The following is a 24,858-nucleotide window of genomic DNA, read 5'->3' on the forward strand; positions in this document are numbered from 1 at the left end:
CTATGTCGGCGATTCGATTCGAACATGTGGATGTGATTTTCGGCACCCACACCAAGGAAGCGCTCAAGCTGCTGGACCAGGGCCTGGGCCGCGAGGAAATCCTCAAGCGCACCGGCCAGGTGCTGGGTGTCGAGGATGCCTGCCTGGACGTCGACCGCGGCGAAATCTGCGTGATGATGGGCCTGTCGGGCTCGGGCAAGTCCAGCCTGCTGCGCTGCATCAACGGCCTCAACCGGGTCAGCCGTGGCAAGCTGCTGATCGAGCACGAAGGCCAGCAGGTGGACATCGCCAACTGCTCGCCGGCGACGCTCAAGACCATGCGCACCAAGCGCATCGCCATGGTGTTCCAGAAGTTCGCGCTGATGCCCTGGCTGACCGTGGCCGAGAACATCGGCTTCGGCCTGGAGATGCAGGGCCGCCCGGCCAACGAGCGGAAGAAGGTGATCGACGAGAAGCTCGAACTGGTCGGCCTGTCGCAATGGCGCGACAAGCGCCCGGATTCGCTCTCCGGCGGCATGCAGCAGCGCGTCGGCCTGGCCCGCGCACTGGCGATGGATGGCGACATCCTGCTGATGGACGAACCCTTCTCCGCGCTGGACCCGCTGATCCGCCAGCAGTTGCAGGATGAGCTGCTGGTACTGCAACGCCAGTTGCACAAGACCATCGTCTTCGTCAGCCACGACCTGGACGAGGCGCTGAAGATCGGTACGCGCATCGCGATCATGAAGGACGGCCGCATCATCCAGCACGGCAAGCCCGAGGAAATCGTGCTCAGCCCGGCGGACGACTACGTGCGTACTTTCGTCGCCCACACCAACCCGCTCAATGTGCTCTGTGGCTCCAGCCTGATGCGTGGCCTGGACCAGTGCCGCCGCCAGGCCGACGAGGTGTGCTTCGACCAGGGCCGCGACTGCTGGCTTGGCCTGACCGAATCGAACCAGATCAAGACCGCGCGCCAGGGCAGCAACATCATCGACCTGCAGCAATGGCGCCCGGGCGACCCGGTGGAGAAGCTCAAGCACGAGCCGACCCTGGTGGACGTCAACATCCGCATGCGCGACGCGCTGCAGATTCGCTACCAGACTGGCCACAAGCTGGTGCTGCAGGAGCAGAGCCGCGTGGTCGGCGTGCTCGGCGACAGCGAGCTGTACCACGCGCTGCTGGGCAAGAACCTGGGCTGACTGTTTCGGCTGAATGAAAAACGCCGGCTCCCTGCGAGGGGAGCCGGCGTTTTTGTGAGCGCGGTGTGGCGGCTCTTTCGTAGGAGCGAGCTTGCTCGCGAACGGATTACCCGGCGGCACTGGCGCTGGGCAGTTCGCGAGCAAGCTCGCTCCTACACGTTGTGCCCGGCGCCAAGGCGGGCCCTCACCCCGCGCCGATGCTTCAGGGGAACGTAGGAGCGGACTCCGTCCGCGATCGCCCAAAGCGGGCACCGATCGCGGACAGGGCATCAGTGCTTCAGATCAGCCAGCCCCTTGAGCAGCGCCTCATGGAAACGCTTCGGATCCTGGATCTGCGGCGCGTGGCCCATGTCGTCGAACTCCACCAGGGTGGCACTGGGAATGGCCTTGGCGGTCGCCTTGCCCAGCTCGGCGTAATTGCCCAGTTTCGGTTTGAGCTCGGCCGGGGCGATGTCCTTGCCGATGGCGGTGTTGTCCCGGGTGCCGATCAGCAGCAGGGTCGGCATCTTCAGCTGGCCGAATTCGTAGACCACCGGCTGGGTGAAGATCATGTCGTAGAGCAGTGCCGAGTTCCACGCCACGCGCTCGTGGCCGGCGCCGTTGAACAGCCCGGCGAGCATGTTCACCCACTTGTCGTACTCGGGCTTCCACTGGCCGGCGTAGTAGGTCGCCTGCTCATACTGGCGGATGCTCTCGGCGCTGGTCTTCAGCTCGCGCTCGTACCACTGGTCCGGGGTGCGGTAGGGCACGCCCAGCGCTTTCCAGTCTTCCAGGCCGATAGGGTTGACCATGGCCAGTTGCTCGACCTGTTGCGGGTACATCAGCGCGTAGCGGGCGGCGAGCATGCCGCCGGTGGAGTGGCCCAGCAGGGTGATCTTGCCGATCTTCAGGTGGTCCAGCAGCGCGTGGGTATTGGTCGCCAACTGCTGGAAGCTGTACTGGTAGCGCTCGGGCTTGGTGGATTTGCAGAAGCCGATCTGGTCCGGCGCGACCACGCGATAGCCGGCGTCGCTCAGGGCGGCAATGGTGGTTTCCCAGGTGCCGGCACAGAAGTTCTTGCCGTGCAGCAGCACCACGGTGCGGCCGTTGGGCTGCTTCTTGGGCTTCACGTCGATGTAGGCCATGTGCATGTGATGGCCCTGGGACGCGAAGCTGTAGTGACCGACCGGGTAGGAGTAATTGAAGCGCTCCAGTTCCGGGCCGTAGGTGGGTTTGGATTCGGCGGCGTGCAGCGGCAGGGCGGCGGCCAACAGCAAGGCGGATAGCCAGCGTCGGGACATCGGGGAGCTCTCCTGGTGATGGGGCACGGGTCAGACAGCGGCAAACGCCATAGGTTGGCAGATTTCCGGGCGTGTTGCCGCATCGGCGCTACGCCTTTTTGTAGGAGCGAGCTTGCTCGCGAATGCATCACGTCGTGCCTGCCCGGTTCGCGAGCAAGCTCGCTCCTACAAGTCCGGGTCAAGCGGCTGGGACGCTCCCGGTCAGCCAGTCGATGAACAGTGAGAACAGCTCCGCCTGGGAGTTGATTTCCAACTTGGTGTAGAGGTGCTTGCGGTGCATGCGCACGGTTTCCGGCGAGATATCCAGCACCCGCGCGCTGGATTTCACCGAGTGTCCGCGCAGCAGCAGGTGGGCGATCTCGCGTTCGCGCTCGGTGAGCCGGTCGGCGCCGAAGTTCATGAAGGCCGCGCGGATATGCCGGTTCAGCGGTGCCTGATCGTCCGGCGCGCTGACACTCATGCCGCGCCCGGCCAGCAGCAGGTCCAGCCCACCGTTGCGCTCGAACTGGCGGATCAGCTCGCGTACCAGCGGCAGGACGGTGGCCAGCAGGTCCAGTTGGGTTTCGCTGAAGCGCGCGCCACTCTTGCCCTGGTAAAGGCACAGGGAGACCTTGCGCGCTTCGCCCAGGTCGATGATGAAGTGGCAGTCCTCGGTGCAGCCGAACTTGAGGTAGTAGGTCTTGTAGTACTCGCTGGCGAAGAAGTCGTCCGGGGCGATGTCGGCCAGCGGGTAGAAGCCTTCGGTGAGGCCGTCTTCCATGGCCAGGCAGAAGGGGTCGAGCAGGTAGCCGCGGGCATAGTAGCGGTCGATCAGCGCCTCGTGGTGCTCCGGATCGATGCCGCGCTGATACAGCGGTTGCGGCGGCTGGCCGCGTTGCTCCAGGCCGAGCATCACCGACTCCACCGGCACCAGGCAGGACAGGGCGTCGGCCAGGCGTTCGACGAAGACGACTTCGCCGACGCTGGCCAAAGCGCGCGCCAGCCCCGCATGCCAGGCATGCAGGGCCGGTGCGTCGGACGTTTCGCTCAGTGCCTGTGATTCGCTCATGTCCGGCAGCATAAAGGGCCGCCGGGGTGTAGGCAAAATCCGAGGATCGATCATCAATGCCCCGCGTAATCACCGCTGCGCTTGAGGTCTTCGGCGGCCTCCAGGATCGACTCGCGCAGGGTGTCGACGATCTCGTCGACCTGCCCGCGGGTGATGGTCAGCGGCGGTGACATCACGTTCAGGTGCACGATCGGCCGCACCAGCAGGCCCTTGGCCTGGGCGCGCAGGTGAATCTTCTCGCCGATGTTCAGCTCCTCGGGGAAGAGCACCTTGCTGCGCTTGTCGGCGACGAACTCGACGCAGGCCATCAGCTTCTGGCAACGCACGCTGCCTACCAGCGGCAGGTCGGCCAGTTCCTGCAGACGCTGCTCCAGGTAGCCGCCGACGTCCTTCACATGCTCCAGCAGGTTTTCGCGCTCGATGATCTCGATGTTCTTCAGCGCCGAGACACAGCTCACCGGGTGCCCGCTGTAGGTGAAGCCGTGGGCAAAGCAGCGGCCCTTGTCGGCCTCGCCGATCACCTTCCAGATGCGGTCGGAGAAGATGCACGCGCCCAGCGGCAGGTAGCCGGAGGTCAGGCCCTTGGCGGTGGTGATGATGTCCGGCTGCATGCCGAACACGTCTTCGGAGGCGAAGAAGGCGCCGAGGCGGCCAAAGGAGGTCACCACCTCGTCGGCGACGTAGAGCACGTCGTACTTCTGGCACACCTGCCACATCCGCTGGTGGTAGCCCTTGGGCGGAATGATCACGCCGCCCGAGCCCATGATCGGCTCGGCGAAGAAGGCGGCGACCTTGTCCTCACCCAGTTCGAGAATCTTGTCCTCGAATTCCTTCACCAGGAATTCGAGGAAGTCCCCTTCGGTCATCCCTTCCGGCGCGCGGTAGGGGTTGGGGCAGGAGATGTGGTGGATGACATCCTTGAGGAAGTCGAACTCGGCCGGGTGGTCGGCGACCTTGCCGCCCAGGGACATGGTGAGGAAGGTCGAGCCGTGGTACGCGTTGATGCGGCTGATGATGTGCTTCTTCTCATGCTTGCCGCGGCAGTTCTGGTAGTACTGGATCAGGCGGTAGGCGGTGTCCACGGCGGTGGAGCCGCCGGTGGTGAGGAACACGTGGTCGAGGTCGCCCGGCGCGAGCTGCGCGAGCTTCTCGCAGAGCTGGATGGCGGTGACGTTGGCCATGTCGCAGAAGGGGTTGGAGTAGGCCAGCTGGCGCACCTGCTCGGCGATGGCGTCGGCCATTTCCGCGCGGCCCAGGCCGATGTTCGTACACCACATGCCGCCCACGGCATCCAGGTAGCGATTGCCCTTGGTGTCGTAGATGTAGGCGCCCTCGCCGGCGGCGATGTTCAGCGCACCGTTGACGCGGTGATCGTCGAACACGTGGTAGCCGTGCATGTAGTGGGCTTTGTCGGCGGCGACCAGCTGCTCGTCGTTGAACTGGGCGAAGTAGGCTGGGGTGGTGGTGGTCATTGTCTGTACCTCGGACTTTCGTTGTTCGGTTGGGCGTTCTGCCCTCTCCCTAACCCTGGCTGCGAGCCCCGCTCCGAAGGGAGAGGGGACTGTTCGGAGTGCATGGGGACTCCGAACCTCCTTGTGGATCGTGTTCCTCGTTACTTTCAGGATGCCGCCATGATTTCCGGCGACTCCGCTTGGCCCCCTCTCCCTTCAGGGAGAGGGCTGCGGAGAGGGGGCTTTGGTCTTGCGCTATCAGGTCCCGGTTTTCACCGCGTTCCAGGTACGGGTGATCAGGCGGGTGGCCTTGGGGGTCTGCACTTTCTGGGTGAACAGCCGGGCGCGGGTCTCGGCGTCCGGGTAGATCGCCGGGTCATTGCGCACTTCGGCGGCCAGCAGCGGGGTGGCGGCAGCGTTGCTGGAGGCGTAGCGGATGTAGTCGGCGACGCCGGCGGCGACCTTGGGCTGCAGCATGTACTCGATGAACTTGTGGGCGTTTGCCACGTGCGGCGCGTCGGCCGGGATGTAGAAATCGTCGAACCAGATCAGCGAGCCTTCCTTGGGCACGAAGTAGCCCAGCTTGACCTTGGCGCCGGCTTCGTCGGCGCGGGCCTGGGCGGTGGCGTAGTCGCCGGACCAGGTCATCGCCATGCACTGGTCGCCGTTGGCCAGGCCGTTGAGGTAGCTGGTGGAGTCGAACTTGCGGATGTACGGGCGGATCGATTGCAGCAGGTCCTGGGCGGCTTTCAGGTCCTCGGGCAGCGCGCTGTTGGGGTCACGCTTGAGGTAGGCCAGGGCCAGCGGGATCACGTCGGTGGGCGAATCGATGATGGTCACCCCGCAATCGGCGAATTTCGACACGATCTTCGGATCGAACAGCATCGCCAGCGAGCCGATCGGTGCGTCGGGCATGCGCTGCTTGATCTTGTCGATGTTGTAGGTGATGCCGTTGCTGCCCCAGGTGTAGGGCGCCGAGTACTTCACGCCCGGATCGTAGTGGTCCAGGTGCTTGAGCACGTCCGCATCGAGGTTGTTCCAGCTGGGTAGCCTGGACTTGTCCAGCGGCTGGAACACGCCGGCTTTGAGCAGCGGCGGCACCAGGGCGGCGTTGAGCACCACCAGGTCGTAGCCCGAGCGGCCGGGCAGCAATTTGCCCTGCACGGTCTCGTAGGAATCGAAGGTGTCGTAGACCACCTTGATCCCGGTTTCCTTCTCGAAGTCGGCGATGGTGTGTTCGCCGATATAGTCGGTCCAGTTTTACAGCCGCAGCGTCTTCGCGCCTTCGGCTTCCTCCCCGTGACCCAGTGCCGGCAAGGTCGCCAGCGCCGCGCTGAGTACTGCTGCGAGCATTTTCTGCATGTCAGTCCCACCTTTGATTTTGTTATGGATTGGATAAATCGCGGATGAAGCCACTCTCGGCCAGGGCCGGTTCCCCGGCCATTCCCCGAACGGGTAGGTACTGGCGCCTAATCGAACAATCGTTCAGATTGGCCACCTGACACTTTAGGAGCCAGGCATGAACGAGGAAGTCCGCTTTACCCGACTGGAGCCGGAGCAGCGCAAGGCGCTGCTGATCGAGGCCACACTCGCGTGCCTGAAACGCCATGGCTTCCAGGGAGCGTCCATACGCAAGATCTGCGCCGAGGCGGGTGTTTCGGTGGGGCTGATCAACCACCACTATTCAGGCAAGGATGAACTGGTCGCCGAGGCCTACCTGACCGTCACCGGTCGTGTCATGCAGCTGCTTCGCGAGGCCATCGCCGAAGCCGCGCCCGATGCCCGTGCGCGCCTGTCGGCGTTCTTCCGTGCGTCGTTCTCCGCCGAGCTGCTCGATCCGCAGCTGCTGGATGCCTGGCTGGCGTTCTGGGGCGCGGTGAAGACGGCCGAGGAAATCAACAAGGCCCACGACCATTCCTACGGTGAGTACCGCACCTTGCTGGCGCAGGCACTGAATGATCTGGCGAAGGAGCAGGACTGGTCGGATTTCGACGCCGATCTCGCCGCGATTGCCCTGAGTGCCCTGCTTGACGGCCTGTGGCTGGAGTCTGGCCTGAACCCCAATACCTTTACCCCGGAGCAGGGTGTGCAAATATGCGAGGCCTGGGTGGATGGCCTTCAATACGGTGGCCGGCAGCGTTTCAGTCGGGCGTCGGGAGCCTGTTGATCGATTGTTCAGCGATCGGTAACCTGCCGCCATCTGCAGGACAGTTCCTACAGCTCTACCTCCACGCATAACAAGAATGGCCCCGTCACGAGCGGCGGCTTCAGCAGGGTATTGCGATGACTTCCCGTGTACTGATCGTCGACGACGATCCGGTGATTCGCGAGCTCCTCCAGGCCTACCTCGGCGAGGAAGGCTATGACGTGCTTTGCGCCGGCACCGCCGAACAGGCCGAGGCAAGCCTGGCCGAAGCCGAACAGGCCGAGCAGCCCATTGATCTGGTGATGCTCGATATCCGTCTGCCCGGCAAGGACGGCCTGACCCTGACCCGCGAGCTGCGCGTGCGTTCGGAGGTCGGCATCATCCTGATCACCGGTCGCAACGATGACATCGACCGTATCGTCGGTCTGGAATGCGGCGCCGACGACTACGTGATCAAGCCGCTCAATCCCCGCGAGCTGGTGTCCCGCGCGAAGAACCTGATCCGCCGCGTGCGCCACGCGCGCCAACCCGTTGCCGCATCCGCACGGCAAAACCACAAGCGTTTCGCCCACTGGACCCTGGACCCGGACCGTCGCCGCCTGATCGACCGCGATGGCAGCGAAACCCCGCTGACCCACGGCGAGTTCCAGCTACTCTGCGTGTTCCTGCGCAACACCGGTCACACCCTGAGCCGCGACCAACTGATGGACCAGATCCGCAACCGCGAATGGCTGCCCAATGATCGCTCCATCGACGTGCTGGTCGGCCGCCTGCGCCGCAAGCTGCGCGACGACCCGGCCGAGCCCGAGCTGATCATCACCATCCACGGCGCCGGCTACCTGTTCACCGCCACGCCTGTCGATGCCTGAGTTATCACAGTGATTTCCGGGGGCGCAGGCCAGTCCCCTCTCCCTTCAGGGAGAGGGTTAGGGAGAGGGAAAACCCTGCTCCGATTTCTCCTGCATCTTCTGGCGCTGCTCTTCTGCACGCTCTCCCAAGCCGCCCAACCCATCCGCTACTGTGACTACCCCGTCTACCCGCCCATCTCCTGGAGCGACGGCCACGAAGTGCGGGGTCTAGCGCCGCAGACCGTACGCAGCGTTCTCGGCGAACTGGGCTACGAGGTGAAGACCGTGGTACTGGGCAACTGGAAGCGCTGCCTGCTGGATGCCGCCGAAGGTCGGGTCGACGTGGTGCTCGCCTACCAGACCCCGCAGCGCGACGATGGCCTGCTGTTCTCCCGCGTGCCGGTGCTGCGCGAGGAGGTGGCGATCTTCTACAACCGTCGCAAACCGGTGCGTTTTGACCAGCTGGGCGACCTTGCGCAGTACCGTGGCGGCTTGCTGTTCGGCGAGAGCTACGGGCCGGAGTTCGACCGTTTCCTCGCCGAACACGGCAACGTCGAATGGGTCTCCGACAGCCGCCAGAACTTCGGCAAGCTGATCCGCCAGCGCATCGACTTCATCGCCCACGAGCGGCGCACCGGCACCCTGTTCGTCGAGCAACTGGCCGGCGGCCAGGACATCGCCGCACTGCCTCGTCCGCTCACTGTGGATTACCTGCGCATCGCCGTCTCCCGCCATTCGCCGCTGGCCGCGCGGATGGACGAAATCGACGCGCTGCTGAAGAAACGCGTGGACGACGGCAGCGTGGCCCGCTGGCTGGAACAGAGCGAGCACGACTACCGCGCCCTGCTCGCCGGCGACGGGGTGCCGCGGTGAGGCTGCCCGGTGGCCTGGCGCGGCGTCTGCTGCTGCGGGTGCTGTTGTTCAGCCTGTGCTTCACGGTGCTGGCCAGTGCGGTGCAGCTGTACTTCGAGTACCGCCGCGAGATGCGCGACATCGATGCGCGCCTGGAGCTGATCCGCGTCGGCTATCTCGCCAGCTTCGAGCGCAGCCTGTGGGACCTCAACCAGGAGCAGCTGAACGTACAACTGCACGGCCTGGCTGACTTCCCTGACATCGCCCAGGTGCGCCTGCGCAGCGCCGACTTCAACCTGGTGCAGGACGCCGACGACAAGCGCGGGCCGTTCCGTGTCGAGCACTACGCCCTGGCCTTCGAGCCGCCGGACGGCGAGCGCCGCGACCTGGGCGAGCTGGAAATCAGCATCGACCTTGGCGCCGTCTACCTGCGCCTGCTCCACGGCGGGCTTGCCAGCCTGCTGTGGATGGGCGTGTTCCTCTGCGGCCTGGCGGTGGCGCTGAGCTGGTTGTTCCACAGTCTCGTGACTCGCCATCTGCGCGCCATGGCCGACTTCGTTCGCGGGCTCACCGGCGGTGACCTGGGCACCGAGCTGGCGCTGGCCAAGAAACGCTCAGGCGAAGAAGACGAGATCGACACCGTCGCTGATGCCCTCGATGGTTTGCGCCGGGCCCTGCGTGCCGAACTGCGCCGGCGCGAGGCCGACCGCGCGGCCTTGCAGAGCAAGCGCGACGAGCTGCAGCGACGGGTCGAACGGCGCACCGCCAGCCTGCGCCGCGCCAAGGAGGAAGCCGAGGCCGCCAACCGCGCCAAGAGCCGCTTCCTCGCCACCATGAGCCATGAGATCCGCACACCGCTCAACGGCATCCTCGGCATGGCCGAGCTGCTGCGCGCAGCGCCTTTGGACGAGCAGGATCGGCGCCGCCTGCAGGCGCTGTCCACCGCCGGCGAAGGGCTGCTGGCGATCCTCAACGAGGTGCTGCATTTCGCCAAGCTGGAAGACGGCGCGAGCCAGCCGGAGCCGGTGGATTTCTCCCTGCGCCGCCTGCTGGACGACGTGGTGACCCTGCTGGAGCCGCGCGCCGAGGACAACGGCACCTGCCTGCGCCTGCGCGTCGAACCCGAGGTGCAGGACGGTTGCCGGGGCGCCGAGCAGTTCCTCCGTCAGGTGCTGAGCAACCTGCTGGCCAACGCAGTGAAGTTCACCGAAGAGGGCGAGGTGCTGCTGGAGGTTGCCGTGCTGGAGAGCAGCGATGCCGGGCAGAACTTGCGCTTCAGCGTGACTGACGACGGCATTGGTATCTCCGCCGAGCAGCAGGAGAAGATCTTCCAGCGCTTCACCCAGGCCAGCGATGAAGTGGCGCGGCGCTACGGCGGCACCGGGCTGGGGCTGGCGATCAGCAAGCGGCTGGTGCAGGCCATGGGCGGCGAGATCGGCGTGGAGAGCCTGGAGGGCGAGGGCAGCACCTTCTGGTTCGAAATCGTGCTGGCGCCGGGCGTGGTGCCGCGCTCCAGCGTGGCCGTCGAACAGGCGCCATCGCAGGAAGTGCTGGTGGTCGAAGACGTCGCCCTCAACCGCGAGGTCGCCCAGGCCTTGCTGGAGCGCGATGGCCACCGCGTGCAGCTCGCCGACGACGCCGAACCCGCGCTGGCGCTGACTGCCGTGCGGCGCTTCGACCTGATTCTGCTGGACATGCATCTGCCGGGGATGACCGGCCTCGACCTGTGCCGGGCAATTCGCGCGCAAGCCGGCGGGCTCAACGCGACCACGCCGATCCACGCCTTCACTGCCAGCGTGCAGCCGGGCATGGTCCGCCGCTATTTCGAGGCTGGCATGCAGGGCGTGCTGGGCAAACCGCTGCGCCTGGATGACCTGCGCCGCGCGCTGTCCGGCGTGGCCTGGGAACTGCTGCCAGACGCTGTGGATAACGGCCCGCTGGACCGCCAGGTACTGGATACCCATCGCCGCCTGCTCGGCGAGCACAAGCTCAGGGAGTTGCTGGCGAGCCTGTGGAAGTTGCTCGACGAGCAGTGGCCGCTGCTGCTGGATGCGCTGCGCCAGGAGGATGCCGTGGAGGTGGCCAGCCTGGCGCACCGGCTGGCGGGAAGCTGTCGGTCGATGGGGTTGCGCGGGTTGGGGGATGGCCTGGGCGAGCTGGAACAGGCGGCGCTGGCGGGGGCTTTGCTGATGGATTGGGCGGAGCGGCTCGAGCAGGAGAGGGCGCTTGCCGCTGAATGTCTGAAGAGCGCTCAGAGGTAAGTTCGGCATGGCAGCGATGCCATCGTGGGGCGCCTGACCTGTAGGAGCGAGCTTGCTCGCGAACCCGCCCAACCCCGCTATGGCCGGCTGAATCCGTTCGCGAGCAAGCTCGCTCCTACAAAATCAAAAACGCTGGAGCGACCGCCCCACGCGCCCTGCACAAAATCCTTACATCTTTCTACAACTTCGATCCTGGCGAACAACCCCGCCTTACATCGTCTTCCAATAATCCGGTGGCATCCGTGCCCGAGCCACGGCCTCTGATTGATTGGAGATAACAATAATGATCCAACGTAGAGTTCCGCTCAGCCGCGCCCGCCGTTCCCTGGAGGTGCGCCATGTCTGAGCCGCAAGAGAAGATCCAGCTCACCCGCGCGCTCAAGAGCCGCCACATCTTCATGCTGTCGCTGGGCGGCGTCATCGGCACCGGCCTGTTCATGGGCTCGGGCGTCACCATCAGTTCCGGCGGCCCGATGGGCGCCATCCTTGCGTATCTGGTCGCCGGCCTGCTGATGTACCTGGTGATGGTCTGCCTGGGCGAGCTGTCGGTGCAGATGCCCGTCTCCGGTTCCTTCCAGGCCCACGCCACGCGCTTCATCGGCCCGGCCACCGGCTTCATGATCGGCTGGGTCTACTGGATGAGCTGGGCCTCCACCGTCGGCCTGGAGTTCACCGCGGCCGGCATGCTGATGACCCGCTGGTTCCCCGAGGTGCCGATCTGGCTCTGGTCGGGCTTCTTCGTGGTCGTCCTGTTCTCCCTCAACGCCCTGGCCACCCGCGCCTTCGGCGAGGCCGAGTACTGGTTCTCCGGGATCAAGGTGGCGGCGATTCTCGGCTTCATCGTGGTCGGCCTGCTGGTGATCTTCGGCGCCATTCCGCTGAACAGCGGCGCCGCCGCGCCGGGGCTGTCCAATCTGGTCAGCGATGGCCTGTTCCCCAACGGCCTGTCCGCGGTGTTCGCCGTGATGATGACGGTGGTCTACGCCTTCCAGGGCTGCGAGATCATGGGCGTTGCCGCCGGCGAAACCGACCAGCCGGAGAAGAGCATCCCGCGCGCCGTGCGCAACGTGGTGTTCCGCGTACTGATCTTCTATGTGCTGGCGATCGCCGTGCTGTCCTGCATCGTGCCGTGGAAGCAGGCCGGGTTGATGGAAAGCCCGTTCGTGCAGGTGTTCGACATGGTCGGCATCCCTTATGCCGCCGACATCATGAACTTCGTGATCCTCACCGCGATTCTCTCGGTGGGTAACTCCGGCCTGTACGCCTCTACGCGCATCCTCTGGGCCATGTCCAAGACCGGCATGGCGCCGCGCAAGCTGTCCAAGCTCAGCGCCCGCGGCGTGCCGCTCTACGCGTTGCTGATCAGCCTGGCTTTCGCCCTGCTCTCGCTGCTGACCAGCGTGGTCGCCGCCGACACCCTGTTCATGGTGCTGATGGCGGTGAGCGGGATGGCCGGCACCGTCACCTGGATCGTCATCGCCTACGCCCAGTACCGCTTCCGCCGCGAACACATGGCCAAGGGCGGCACCGTGGCCGACCTGAAGTACGCCGCGCCCTTGTTCCCGCTGGTCCCGCTGGCGTGCATCGCGATCTGCTGCTCGCTGTTCGTGTTCCTCGCGATGGACCCGACCCAGCGCCCGTCGCTCTACTGGGGCTTCGGCTTCATGGGCGCGTGCTACCTGGCCTACTACCTGCTCAAGCGCAAGCGTGGACAGGTGCTGATCGACGAGGCGGTGCCGAGTATCGGCTGAGCCTGACTGCACCGGAAAAGCCCCGCATCGCGGGGCTTTTTCTTTGGCTCTTTGTAGGAGCGAGCTTGCTCGCGAACTGCACCGGAAAGCCCCCACCGCGGGGCTTTTTCTTTGGCCCTTTGTAGGAGCGAGCTTGCTCGCGAACCGGCCAACACCGGAGCTGCCGGGGACCTATCGCGGACGGAGTCCGCTCCTACGCCAGGGTCACCATTTGTGTAGGAGCGGACTCCGTCCGCGAAGGCCCGCAGGGCCGTTTGTTCGAAGTTGTAACAAGGTCTCGGGGGAAACCCTCGGCAAACCCCTCAGCCCCCGCGTCGCGCGGCCTTCCCGCCGTTCGGCAGGGCGTTACAAGCCACCCATTCGGGTGGATTGCCGGCTTGCTGAACACTTGTTTAGTATTGGCCCAACGCTTCATCCGCCTCAGCAAACGACTACAAGAACGAGGGCAGCATGACTCAGCCATCCCCGCTCAGCCGGGTCCAGGACGGTATCGCCTGGATCACCCTGAACCGCCCCGAGCAGCGCAACGCGCTCGACGTCCCCACGCTCAAGAACCTGCTGGCCCTGCTCGACGCCTACGAGGCCGATGCTGCCGTGCGCGTCATCGTGCTGACCGGCGAAGGCCGCAGTTTCTGCGCCGGCGCCGACCTCGCCGAATGGGCCGAGGCCGAAGCCCGTGGCGAGCTGGAAACCTACGGCTGGACCGAAACCGCCCACGCCCTGATGCGTCGCTTGCACAGCCTGGACAAACCCACCATCGCCGCCGTCAACGGCACCGCCGTCGGCGCGGGGATGGACCTGACCCTGTGCTGCGACTTCCGCATCGCCGGCGCCTCCGCGCGCTTCAAGGCTGGCTACACCGGCATGGCCTACTGCCCGGACGCCGGCGCCAGCTGGCACCTGCCGCGTCTGATCGGCAGCGAAGCGGCCAAGCGCCTGCTGTTCCTCGACGAACTGTGGAATGCCGAACGCGCGCTGAATGCCGGCCTGGTCGGTGAAGTGGTCGCCGACGATCAACTGCAGGCCCAGGTCGGCGAATTCGCCGCGCGCCTGGCCGCCGGCCCCACCTACGCCTTTGGCCACACCAAGCGCCTGATCCGCGAAGGCGCCAGCCGCACCCTGGCCCAGCAGCTGGAAGCCGAACAGGCCGCCGGCCTGCTCTGTGGCCGCAGTGAAGATGCCGCCGAGGCGCTGCGCGCCGTGGCCGAGAAACGCTCCCCCCAATTCAAAGGCCGCTGACGGCTGCAGGTGATGTGATGGATTTCCAACTGACCCAAGAACAGGAAATGCTCGTCGAGGCGGTCAAGGCTTTCGTCGAGAAAGAACTGCTGCCCTATGAAGAGGAAGTAGACCGCGCCGACGCGGTGTCCCCGGAGCTGGCTGCGAAGATTCGCGGCAAGGCCCTGGCGGCTGGCTTCTATGCCTTCAACATGCCCGAGGAAGTCGGCGGCGGCGGCCTGGACTACCTGTCCCAGGCGCTGGTCGAGCGCGAACTGTCCAAGGTCTCCTGGGCGCTGCACGTGTTCGTCGCGCGCCCCTCGAAGATCCTCATGGCCTGCAAGGGCGAGCAGATCCAGAACTACCTGCTGCCGGTGGTTCAGGGCGAGAAGATCGACTGCTTCGCCCTCACCGAGCCGGGCGCCGGCTCCGACGCCAACTCGATCAAGACCCGCGCCGTGCGTGACGGCGAGGACTTCGTGATCAACGGTTCCAAGCACTTCATCAGCCACGCCGGCCACGCCGACTTCGCCATCGTCTTCGCGGTGACCGACACCTTCGAGCGCAACGGCAAGAAACGCAACGCCGTGACCGCCTTCCTGGTGGACAAGGGCACCGCCGGCATGACCGTGCGCCGTGGCCCGAAATGCGTGAGCAACAAGGGTTACCACACCTACGAAATCTTCTTCGACGACTGCCGCGTGCCGGCCTCCCAGGTTCTGGGCGAAGTCGACAAGGGCTGGGAAGTGGCCAACGCCTGGCTCACCGCCGGCCGCGTGATGGTTGCCGCCAACTGCGTCGGCCAGGCCCAGCGCGCGCTGGACCTGGCGCTGCAATGGTCGGCCGACCGCAAGCAGTTCGGCCAGGCCATCGGCAGCTACCAGGGTATCTCCTTCAAGCTCGCCGACATGGCCACGCAGATTCGCGCCGCTGAGCTGATGACCCTGCACACCGCCTGGAAGATGGACCGCGGGACCATGACCGACGGCGAAGCCGGCATGGCCAAGCTGTTCGCCAGCGAAGTGCTGGGCAAGGTCGCCGACGAGACCGTGCAGATCTTCGGCGGTATGGGCCTGATGGACGAAGGCCCGGTGGAGCGCATCTGGCGCAACGCGCGCATCGAGCGCATCTGGGAAGGCACCTCGGAAATCCAGCGCCACATCATTTCCCGCGAACTGCTGCGGCCGTTGCTGCGCTGATTTGCGGTGCCTTTCGGAGGTGACGGGCGGGTGCCGAAAGCCCCTCCCCAGCCCTGGCTGCGCGCCCCGCTCCGAAGGGGGAGGGGCAAGTGCGATTCGGCGCGTGGGTAGACACCGTGCGCTAAAGGATGACCCCGGAAACCCCCTCTCCCTTCAGGGAGAGGGGCTGGGGGAGAGGGCCCAGGCCCCGAACCGAGACTCGACATGAAAAGAGAAAACCTCCAGCGTCTGTTGGCCCCCCGTCACGTCGCCTTCATTGGCGGCCGCAGCATGGCGCGCGCGCTCAAGCGTTGCGCCGAGGGCGGATTCCCCGGTGCGATGTGGCTGGTCAACCCGCAATACGACGAACTCGAAGGCGTACCCTGCGTACGCAGCGTCGCCGAACTACCCGAAGGGCCGGACGCGGTGTTCGTCGCCACCAACCGTGACCTGACTGTGCAAGCTGTCGCCGAGCTGGCCGTCAAGGATGCCGGCGGCGCCATCTGCTACGCCTCCGGCTTCGCCGAAACCGGTGCCGAAGGCGAAGCGCTGCAGCGCCGCCTGCTCGAATCCGCCGGCGACATGGCCCTGCTCGGCCCCAACTGCTACGGGCTGCTCGACTACCTGCACGGCTCCGCGCTGTGGCCGGTGGCCCACGGCGGGCACATGGTCGAGAAGGGCGTGGCCGTGCTGACCCAGAGCGGCAACTTCGCCTACAACCTGTCCATGAGCGACCGCTCGCTGCCCATCGCCTACATGGCTTCGGTGGGCAACCAGGCCCAGCTGGGCGTGGCCGAACTGATGGACGTGCTGCTCGACGAGCCGCGCGTCACCGCTATCGGCCTGCACCTGGAGGGCCTGAAGAACGTTCCCGGTTTCGCCCGTGCTGCCTTCAAGGCGTTGCAGAAAGGTATCCCGGTGATCGCGCTGAAGACCGGCGTTTCCGAGATCGGCGCCGAGCTCGCACTCAGCCACACCAGCTCCCTGGCGGGCTCCGACGCGCTGTACGACGCACTGTTCGATCGCCTCGGGGTGATCCGCGTCAGCGGCCCGGTCAGCTTCATCGAAACCCTCAAGGCGGCTGCCTGCGGCAACCTGCCGGCGGGGCCGAGCCTCGCCGCGCTGGCCTGCTCCGGCGGTGACGCGGGGCTGATCGCCGACTACGCCGAACGCAACGGACTGAACCTGCCCAAGCTGGTCGACGCGCAGCGCGCCGAGCTGGCCCAGGTGCTGCCGGACTACGCCAACATCGCCAACCCGCTGGACTTCACCACCGCCATCTGGGGTGACGGCCCAGCATTGGAGCGCATGCTCGAAAGCGCCCTGCAGACCGACGCCGATGCTGCGCTGCTGGTACTGGACTACCCCGGTGAAGAGACCGGCGAGCGCCCGCAGTGCGACCTGCTGCTGGAGCTGTACTGCGCCGCGCTGGAGCGCCACGGCAAGGTGGGCTTCATCGCCTCCGCGCTGCCGGAACTGCTGCCCAGGCACGCCCGCGAACTGCTGCACTCCCACGGCGTCGCGGCATTGCAAGGCGTGGAAGACGGGCTCGCCGCCTGGGGCCGCATCGCCCACTACCGTCAGCGCCGCGAAGCGCTGCTGGCTCGTGGCGAAGCCGCGCTGGTACCGCTCTGCCCACAGGCGCTGGAAGGCGAAGGCCGACTGCTGGACGAGTGGCAGTCCAAGCAGGCGCTGAAACCCTTCGGCCTGCCGCTGCCGCGCGCCGCGCTGAGCACCCCGGCACAGGCCCGCGAAGCAGCCGCTGATGTCGGTTTCCCGTTGGCGTTGAAGGTGGTCAGTGCGCAGTTGCCGCACAAGACCGAAGCCGGCGGCGTGGCGCTCAACCTGCGCAACGAGGCGGCGCTGGAAGCTGCGCTGTTCGACATGCGCGAGAACATCGCCCGTCACGCACCCGGCGTGCCATTCGACCAGGTGCTGCTGGAACGCATGGCCAACCCGCCGCTGGCCGAGCTGATCGTCGGCATCAAGCGCGAGAACGGCTTCGGCCTGGCGCTGGTGCTGGGCGCCGGCGGCATCCTCGTCGAGCTGCTCAAGGACAGCCGCAGTCTGCTGCTGCCGACCACCGACGCGGCGATCCGCGACGCCTTGCTCAGCCTGCGTAGCGCGCCGTTGCTCAGCGGTTTCCGGGGCCGCGCAGCGGTGAACCTGGAGGCGCTGGTGGAAGCCATCCGCGCGGTGGCCGACTACGCCTGCGAGCACGTCGACACCTTGCTGGAACTGGACGTGAACCCGCTGCTGGCGGACGCCGAGGGCGCCGTGGCGGTGGATGCGCTGATCCGCACCGCCGAATGACCGAACCTGTAGGAGCGAGCTTGCTCGCGAACAAATCCCGCACCGGGGCTGTTCGCGAGCAAGCTCGCTCCTACAAAAAGCACTTCGAGGAGTGAACATGCAGAACGACAAAACCCTCACCGGCGGCCAGGCCCTGGTACGCCTGCTGGCCAACTATGGCGTCGACACCGTGTTCGGCATTCCCGGTGTGCACACCCTGGAGCTGTACCGCGGCCTGCCTGGCAGCGGCATCCGTCATGTGCTGACCCGCCACGAGCAGGGCGCCGGCTTCATGGCCGACGGCTATGCGCGCGTCAGCGGCAAGCCGGGCGTGGCCTTCATCATCACCGGGCCGGGGGTGACCAACGCCGCCACTGCCATCGGCCAGGCCTATGCCGACTCGATCCCGATGCTGGTGATCTCCAGCGTCAACCACACCGCCAGCCTGGGCAAGGGCTGGGGCTGCCTGCACGAGACCCAGGACCAGCGTGCGATGACCGCGCCGATCACCGCGTTCTCCGCCGTCGCCTTGAGCGCCGAAGACCTGCCCGAACTGATCGCCCGCGCCTACGCCGTGTTCGACAGCGAGCGCCCGCGCCCGGTGCACATCTCCGTGCCGCTGGATGTGCTTGCCAACCCGGTTGCCCGTGACTGGACCAACGAAGTCGTGCGCCGCGCCGGCCGCGGCCAGCCCAGCGCCGAGGCGCTCCAGCAGGCTGTGGATAAACTCAAGGCGGCCCAGCGCCCGATGATCATCGCCGGCGGCGGCGCGCTGCATGCCGCCGATGCCCTGGCTGCGCTGAGCGAGCGCCTGGCCGCGCCGCTGTTCACCAGCGTCGCCGGCAAGGGCCTGCTGGCGCCGGAAGCGCCGCTGTCCGCTGGCGCCACCCTGTGCACCCAGGCCGGCTGGGACATGATCGCCGAGGCCGATGTGGTCCTGGCCATCGGCACCGAAATGGCCGACACCGACTTCTGGCGCGACCGCCTGCCGATCAGCGGCGAGGTGATCCGCGTCGATGTCGATTCGCGCAAGTTCAACGACTTCTACCCGAGCGCCGTGGCGCTGCTGGGCGATTCCAGGGCCACCGCCGAGGCGCTGCTCGCCGCGCTGCCCAGTGCGACCCGCGACGCGGCGAAAGCGCAGTCGCGCATCGACGAACTGCGCGCGCAGATCGACGCCGGCCACGCGCCGCTGCAACGCATCCACCAGTCGATCCTGCAGCGCATCGCCAAGGTCCTGCCGGACAACGCCTTCATCGCCAGCGACATGACCCAACTGGCCTACACCGCCAACTACCTCTACCCGAGCAAGGCTCCGCGCGGCTGGCTGCACCCCACCGGCTACGGCACCCTCGGCTACGGCGTGCCGGCCGGCATCGGCGCCAAGTTCGGTGCGCCGGAGCGCCCCGGCCTGGTGCTGGTCGGCGACGGCGGCTTCCTCTACACCGCGCAGGAACTGGCCACCGCCACCGAAGAGCTGGACAGCCCGCTGGTGGTGCTGCTGTGGAACAACGATGCGCTGGGGCAGATCCGCGACGACATGATCGGCCTGGACATCGAGCCCATTGGCGTCCTGCCGCGCAACCCGGACTTCGCCCTGCTCGGCCGCGCCTACGGCTGCGAGATGCGCCAGCCGCAGAGCCTGGACGAACTGGAGCGCGACCTGCGCGAAGGCTTCGCCCATCCGGGCGTGACCCTGATCGAGCTGAAACACGCCTGCGCCCAGTAGGCCCGTTGCACCCGCCGCAGTCCCTGGACGGCGGCGCCTGGAAGGAAGCAAAGCATGCGCTACTCCAACTTCACCCAACGCATCGCCGGCGACGGCGCCGCCGCCTGGGACATCCACTACCGCGCCCTGGCGCGCATGGAGCAGGGCGACGACATCCTGCTGCTGTCGGTGGGCGACCCGGACTTCGATACTCCGGTGCCCATCGTGCAGTCGGCCATCGACAGCCTGCTGGCCGGCAACACCCACTACGCCGACGTGCGCGGCAAGCGCTCGCTGCGCGAAGCCATCGCTCGTCGCCACACCCAGCGCAGCGGCCAGGCCGTCACCGGCGATGACGTGGTGGTGCTGGCCGGCGCCCAGTGCGCGCTGTATGCCGTGGCGCAGTGCGTGCTCAATCCGGGCGACGAAGTGATCGTCGCCGAGCCGATGTACGTCACCTACGAAGCGGTGTTCGGTGCCTGCGGCGCCAAGGTCATTCCGGTGTCGGTGCGCTCCGAGCACGGCTTCCGCGTGCAGGCCGAGGACGTTGCCGCGCTGATCACCCCGCGCACCCGCGCGCTGGCGATCAACAGCCCGCACAATCCCTCCGGCGCGAGCCTGCCGCGCGCCACCTGGGACAAGCTCGCCGAGCTGTGCGTAAAAAATGACCTGTGGATGATCTCCGACGAGGTCTACAGCGAACTGCTGTTCGACGGCGAACACATCAGCCCCGCCAGCCTGCCGGGCATGGCCGAGCGCACCGCGACCCTCAACAGCCTGTCGAAATCCCACGCCATGACCGGCTGGCGCGTGGGCTGGGTAGTCGGCCCGCGCGAGCTCTGCGCACACCTGGAAAACCTCGCCCTGTGCATGCTCTACGGCTCGCCGGACTTCATCCAGGACGCCGCCTGCACCGCGCTGGAAGCCCAGCTGCCGGAGTTGGACGCCATGCGCGAAGCCTACCGCCAGCGCCGCGACCTGGTGATCGATTGCCTGGCCGATTGCGTCGGCGTGCGCGCCCTGCGCCCGGACGGTGGCATGTTCGTGATGGTGGATATCCGCGCCACCGGCCTTTCCGCCCAGGACTTCGCCGATGTACTGCTGGACCGCCACGGCGTTTCCGTACTGGCCGGCGAAGCCTTCGGCCCCAGCGCCGCCGGGCACATCCGCCTGGGCCTGGTGCTCGGCGCCGAACCGCTGCGCGAAACCTGCCGCCGCATTGCCCTGTGCGCCGCCGAACTGCTGAGAGTCCGTTCGGAAGCTGGCGAGCTAGCGCCACGTGCGGCGAAAGCGGCTGAGGCAGCGGAATTTACGAGCTGTAAATGAGCATGCCGACAGCGCTTTCAACGCTGCGTGGCCGCCGCGCAGCCGATTCCGAACAGACTCTCGAGGAAAAACGCTATGCGTGACCGTACACAGCTCTACATCGACGGCGCCTGGGTGGCGCCGCAAGGGCAGGGCATGGCCGAGGTGCAGAACCCGGCCACCGAGGAATGCGTGGGTCGCGTGCCGCTGGGCGGTGAAGGCGACGTGAACCGCGCGGTGGACGCAGCGCGCCAGGCCTTCCCGGCCTGGTCGCAGACCCCGTCCCACGTGCGCGCCGGCTATATCCGCGCCCTCGCCGAACAGCTGAAGAACCGCGCCGACGAGATGGCCGCGCTGATCACCGCCGAGCTGGGTATGCCCGTGCAGTGGTGCCGCATGGTGCAGGTCGACGGGCCGATCGAGGGCCTGGAAAGCTACGCCGCCATGGCCGCGCACATGGACGAAGTGCGCGAGGTCGGCAACTCGCTGATCGTGAAAGAGGCGGTGGGCGTCTGCGCCTTCATCAACCCCTGGAACTACCCGCTGCACCAGCTCATCGGCAAGCTCGCCCCGGCGCTCGCCGCGGGTTGCACCGTGGTGGTCAAGCCCAGCCAGGACACCCCGCTGCACGCCTTCCTGCTCGCCGACATGGTCCACACCATCGGCCTGCCTGCCGGCGTGTTCAACCTGGTCAGCGGCCCCGGCTCCAAGGTCGGCGAAGCCCTGGCACGGCATCCGGACGTGGATATGGTCTCGTTCACCGGCTCCACCGGTGCGGGCGTCAAGGTCTCCGAAGCGGCGGCGCCGACGGTCAAGCGTGTGTGCCTGGAGCTGGGTGGCAAGTCGCCGTTCCTGATCACTGCCGACGCCGATCTGGCCACCGCCGTGCGCCACGGCGTGCAGGACGTGATGATCAACTCCGGGCAGACCTGCACCGCGCTCACGCGCATGCTGCTGCCGGCCCATCGCTATGCCGAAGCCGTGGAAATCGCCCGCGCCGAAACCCTCGCGCTGAAGATGGGCGACCCGCTGGACGCGGACAGCTTCCTCGGCCCGATGTGCTCGGGCGGTCAGCGCCGCACGGTGCTCGACTACCTCCGCGTCGGCCAGGAAGAGGGCGCGCAGCTGGTCTGCGGCGGCGCCGAACGGCCTGCGCATCTGGAGCGCGGCCACTACGTGCAGCCGACCATCTTCGCCGGGGTGAACAACCAGATGCGCATCGCCCGCGAAGAAATCTTCGGCCCGGTGCTGTGCCTGATCCCCTACGCCGACGAGGCAGAAGCCATCACCATCGCCAACGACTCGCCGTTCGGCCTGTCCAGCGCCGTCTGGGCGGGCGACCGCGAAGATGGCCTGCGCCTCGCCCGGCAGATGCGCGCCGGCCAATGCTTCGTCAACGGCGGTGCCTTCAACTACCGTGCGCCTTTCGGCGGCTACAAGCAGTCCGGCAACGGCCGCGAATGGGGCGAGCAGGGCCTGCACGAGTTTGTCGAGCTCAAGGCTATCCAACTCTGAGTGGCTGAAGAGCCCCTCTCCCCAACCCTCTCCCTGAAGGGAGAGGGGGCCGTCCGGAGTTTTCGAATGGATGGGAGTTGGCCGGTGACCGGGGAAACCTTCGCCCCGCCGCCTAGTTGCAGCTCCCTTCGAGGGGCACGAGCGCTTCGGTGCTACCGGCGAGGGCTCGCGCTGAAGAATGAACACGAACACTCCCTCTCCCTTCAGGGAGAGGGCTGGGGAGAGGGTGCCGAGCCAGCGCACCGATCCCACAGGTACCGACTTTCTGGCCAGGAATCCACATGAACGTACTGATCGTCCACGCCCACAACGAACCGCAATCCTTCAGCACCGCGCTGTACCAGCTCGCCGAGGAAACCCTGCGCGGGCAGGGCCATGAAGTGCAGGTCTCCGACCTCTACGCGATGAACTGGAACCCGGTGGCCAGCGCCGCCGACTTCGGTTCGCGCGCCAACCCCGAATACCTCGTCTACGCCCTGGAACAGCGCGAAGGCGCCAAGGCCAAGACCATCGCCGCCGACATCCAGGCCGAGCTGGACAAGTTGCTCTGGGCGGACCTGGTGATCTTCAACTTCCCGATCTACTGGTTCTCCGCACCGGCCATCCTCAAGGGCTGGTTCGACCGTGTGCTGGTCTCGGGCATCTGCTACGGCGGCAAGCGTTTCTATGACCAGGGCGGCCTTGCCGGCAAGAAGGCACTGGTTACCGTGACCCTCGGCGGCCGCGACCACATGTTCGGCGACGACGCCATCCACGGTCCGCTGGAAGACATGCTGCGGCCGATCCTGCGCGGCACCCTGGCTTACACTGGCATGAGCGTGCTGCCGCCCTTCGTGGCCTGGCACGTGCCCTACATCAGCAACGACGCGCGCCAGGACTTCCTGCGCCAGTATCAGGAGCGTCTGCAGCACCTGGAGAACGACCAGCCGCTGGAGTTCGTGCGCCTGGACCAGTTCGACGAGCGCCTCTATCCGCTGCCGCGCTGACCGCGTTTGCTCTTCGTAGGAGCGAGCTTGCTCGCGAACAGGGATAAATGACGGCGCCAGAGCCAAGCGGTTCGCGAGCAAGCTCGCTCCTACAAGTTCTGTCTTCTGCCCGGTGTAATGGCTTGCGCCTGCCAATCAGCTGGCCAGAAACGAAAAAGGGCGGCCATCCGAAAATGGTCGCCCCTGGAGAAAAAGTCAGTCGCTGCAGCGGATATGCGCGGGGGAGAGGGCCGTCGATTGGTGTATCGGCGGCCGTACGATGAGCCTGGTATGCCCAACGTTGCTGCAGCGACTTGTCCGGCACTATACGTGGTAACAATCGGCAAAAAACGACCCTATACTGCGATTCAGTTTTGCGGCGCGGACAACAATAGTTGTCGTTTCCTATACGCGCCTACGACAAGATCAACAGGCAGGGGGAAGCATGGACGTACTTCACGCGATGCGGGCATTCGTCCGGGTGGTGGATGCCGGCAGTTTTACCGCCGCCGCCAACGCCCTGGGGTTATCCACCGCCCAGGTTTCCCGTGTGGTCTCCGATCTTGAAGCCCAGCTTGAAGCGCGCCTGCTGCACCGGACTACAAGACGCCTGGCGCTGACCGAAACCGGCGAGCGCTACCTGCTGCGCTGCCGGGAAATCCTCGCCGATGTCGACGAAGCCCAGGCCGAAGCCAGTGGCGCGCACCTGAACCCGCGCGGCCGCCTGCGCGTGCACTCGCTCACCGGCCTCGGCCAGCAGCACCTGATTCCGCTGATCTCGCGCTACTGCGAATCCTTCCCCGAGGTCTATATCGAGCTGACCCTGGCGCAGCGCCAGCCGGACATCCTCGAGGAAGGCCAGGACGTGGTGATCACTCGCGACCGCGAGCTGCCCGATTCCGAATTCGTCGCCCAGACCCTGGGCACCATCTACAGCGTGCTCTGCGCCAGCCCCGAGTACCTCAAGCGGCGCGGCACCCCGACCAGCGTCGCCGACCTGCACCAGCACCAGTGCCTGCGCCTGCAGGACCCGACCTTCCCTGAGGGCTGGGCCTTCGAGGAGGGCAACGAGGAAAGCGTGATCCGCCCGCGCGACACCTTCATGGTCAACGTCGCCGAGGCGCTGACCGGCGCCGCCGCCGCTGGCATGGGCATCTGCCTGCTGCCCAGCTACGTTGCCGCGCCCGCGTTGCGCCGGCGTTCGCTGGTGCGCGTGCTGCCCCGGCACAGCCTGCATGTGCGGCAGATCTATGCGCTGTACCCGTCGCGGCGCTTCCTCGACGCGAAGATCCGCACCTGGGTCGAGTTCCTCAAGGCGGAACTGCCCCGCGTATTCGAAGAAGACGAAGCAGCGCTCAACGATCCCGTCAACTGGGCATAAGGCAAAGGGCTAGCGTGGCGGATCGTCGCAGCCGCTCTATATCGCTGTTCTCGGACGATCGCCGCGGATTGTTGCTTTTTAGGCAATGCTTTGTTGGTTAGCTAGCTATTTTTCTACCCACTGTTGCGCCGTAACCTTTCTCCAGACCCGACCAATCGGGTGTTCAGAAAGGATCACCGTCATGTCCCGTTCGCTTTATGTTGCTGCCCTGCTGTCCGTCTGCTCGCTGTCCTTCACTCAGCTGAGCTTCGCCGAAGAATCGCGTCTGATGGCCGACAAGATGGTCAAGGCCAACGAAGCAGTGATTGCCCAGCAGCAGGCCCAGTCCGCCGAGCAGACTGCCAAGGCCGCTGCCAGCAGCAACGCCGATTCCTGATCGGCCGCTTCCCCCGGGAAGTCCGGAGCGTGAGCCGGGCTTCTCAACACCTTGCGCCGCATACGATATGCGGCGTTTTTTTGCCCGCGTTTCAGATGGTTG

17 protein-coding genes and 2 pseudogenes are annotated in these 24,858 nt (G+C 66.3%); 15 read left to right on the plus strand and 4 right to left on the minus strand.

Annotated features, from left to right (window positions below; translation table 11 throughout):
- Window positions 1–2 precede the first annotated feature (2 nt).
- The gene (gene choV / locus ACNFH5_RS03435) at window positions 3–1,181 is read left to right on the plus strand and encodes a choline ABC transporter ATP-binding protein (RefSeq protein ID WP_416744205.1); all 1,179 of its coding nucleotides are present in this window, start codon (window positions 3–5) and stop codon (window positions 1,179–1,181) included.
- A 269-nt stretch (window positions 1,182–1,450) separates the two neighbouring features.
- Here choV and ACNFH5_RS03440 read toward each other — a convergent pair whose 3' ends face one another.
- From ACNFH5_RS03440 to ACNFH5_RS03455, 4 genes and pseudogenes are all read right to left on the minus strand, one after another.
- The gene (locus tag ACNFH5_RS03440; protein WP_416744207.1) at window positions 1,451–2,461 is read right to left on the minus strand and encodes an alpha/beta fold hydrolase; all 1,011 of its coding nucleotides are present in this window, start codon (window positions 2,459–2,461) and stop codon (window positions 1,451–1,453) included.
- Window positions 2,462–2,639: 178 nt separating this feature from the next.
- A complete protein-coding gene (locus ACNFH5_RS03445; RefSeq protein ID WP_416744209.1) occupies window positions 2,640–3,509 on the minus strand; it encodes a helix-turn-helix transcriptional regulator in 870 nt (289 codons plus the stop codon).
- Between the two features lie 53 nt (window positions 3,510–3,562).
- Window positions 3,563–4,981 carry an aminotransferase gene (locus ACNFH5_RS03450; protein ID WP_416744211.1) on the minus strand — a complete coding sequence of 473 codons (1,419 nt, stop codon included), beginning with the start codon at window positions 4,979–4,981 and terminating at the stop codon, window positions 3,563–3,565.
- Window positions 4,982–5,218: 237 nt separating this feature from the next.
- Window positions 5,219–6,322, minus strand: a pseudogene (locus ACNFH5_RS03455) (polyamine ABC transporter substrate-binding protein).
- A 157-nt stretch (window positions 6,323–6,479) separates the two neighbouring features.
- On the opposite strand from ACNFH5_RS03455, the gene ACNFH5_RS03460 reads away from it, so the two are divergent.
- From ACNFH5_RS03460 to ACNFH5_RS03525, 14 genes and pseudogenes are all read left to right on the plus strand, one after another.
- Window positions 6,480–7,127 (plus strand): TetR family transcriptional regulator C-terminal domain-containing protein, encoded by a 648-nt coding sequence (locus tag ACNFH5_RS03460; RefSeq protein ID WP_416744213.1) that lies wholly within the window; start codon window positions 6,480–6,482, stop codon window positions 7,125–7,127.
- Between the two features lie 110 nt (window positions 7,128–7,237).
- The gene (locus ACNFH5_RS03465; RefSeq protein ID WP_416744391.1) at window positions 7,238–7,975 is read left to right on the plus strand and encodes a response regulator; all 738 of its coding nucleotides are present in this window, start codon (window positions 7,238–7,240) and stop codon (window positions 7,973–7,975) included.
- Between the two features lie 90 nt (window positions 7,976–8,065).
- Window positions 8,066–8,827 (plus strand): substrate-binding periplasmic protein, encoded by a 762-nt coding sequence (locus ACNFH5_RS03470; RefSeq protein ID WP_416744393.1) that lies wholly within the window; start codon window positions 8,066–8,068, stop codon window positions 8,825–8,827.
- Entirely contained in the window at window positions 8,824–11,067 is a 2,244-nt protein-coding gene (locus ACNFH5_RS03475; protein ID WP_416744214.1) for an ATP-binding protein, read from the plus strand. The genes ACNFH5_RS03470 and ACNFH5_RS03475 overlap by 4 nt, the downstream gene beginning before the upstream one ends.
- Before the next feature lie 338 nt (window positions 11,068–11,405).
- Window positions 11,406–12,818, plus strand: coding sequence for an amino acid permease (locus ACNFH5_RS03480; RefSeq protein ID WP_416744215.1), 1,413 nt, complete (start codon window positions 11,406–11,408; stop codon window positions 12,816–12,818).
- 450 nt (window positions 12,819–13,268) lie between these two features.
- Complete coding sequence (locus ACNFH5_RS03485) at window positions 13,269–14,057, plus strand: enoyl-CoA hydratase/isomerase family protein (RefSeq protein ID WP_416744217.1); 789 nt, start codon at window positions 13,269–13,271, stop codon at window positions 14,055–14,057.
- A 17-nt stretch (window positions 14,058–14,074) separates the two neighbouring features.
- Entirely contained in the window at window positions 14,075–15,235 is a 1,161-nt protein-coding gene (locus ACNFH5_RS03490) for an acyl-CoA dehydrogenase family protein (protein ID WP_045213896.1), read from the plus strand.
- Window positions 15,236–15,439: 204 nt separating this feature from the next.
- Complete coding sequence (locus ACNFH5_RS03495; protein ID WP_416744219.1) at window positions 15,440–17,527, plus strand: acetate--CoA ligase family protein; 2,088 nt, start codon at window positions 15,440–15,442, stop codon at window positions 17,525–17,527.
- Between the two features lie 97 nt (window positions 17,528–17,624).
- Entirely contained in the window at window positions 17,625–19,235 is a 1,611-nt protein-coding gene (locus ACNFH5_RS03500; RefSeq protein ID WP_416744220.1) for a 5-guanidino-2-oxopentanoate decarboxylase, read from the plus strand.
- Window positions 19,236–19,289: 54 nt separating this feature from the next.
- A pseudogene (locus tag ACNFH5_RS03505) lies at window positions 19,290–20,459 on the plus strand (pyridoxal phosphate-dependent aminotransferase); the annotation flags it as partial.
- Between the two features lie 156 nt (window positions 20,460–20,615).
- Window positions 20,616–22,034 (plus strand): aldehyde dehydrogenase family protein, encoded by a 1,419-nt coding sequence (locus ACNFH5_RS03510; protein ID WP_416744221.1) that lies wholly within the window; start codon window positions 20,616–20,618, stop codon window positions 22,032–22,034.
- 281 nt (window positions 22,035–22,315) lie between these two features.
- Window positions 22,316–23,020, plus strand: a complete 705-nt coding sequence (locus tag ACNFH5_RS03515; protein ID WP_416744222.1) for an NAD(P)H-dependent oxidoreductase — start codon at window positions 22,316–22,318, stop codon at window positions 23,018–23,020.
- Between the two features lie 424 nt (window positions 23,021–23,444).
- Window positions 23,445–24,380, plus strand: a complete 936-nt coding sequence (locus ACNFH5_RS03520; protein ID WP_081519060.1) for a LysR family transcriptional regulator — start codon at window positions 23,445–23,447, stop codon at window positions 24,378–24,380.
- A gap of 181 nt (window positions 24,381–24,561) precedes the next feature.
- Window positions 24,562–24,756 carry a hypothetical protein gene (locus ACNFH5_RS03525; RefSeq protein WP_416744223.1) on the plus strand — a complete coding sequence of 65 codons (195 nt, stop codon included), beginning with the start codon at window positions 24,562–24,564 and terminating at the stop codon, window positions 24,754–24,756.
- Window positions 24,757–24,858 lie beyond the last annotated feature (102 nt).

Origin of the sequence: Pseudomonas sp. NY15435 (genome assembly GCF_048068295.1) — a bacterium.
Taxonomy (GTDB): domain Bacteria; phylum Pseudomonadota; class Gammaproteobacteria; order Pseudomonadales; family Pseudomonadaceae; genus Pseudomonas.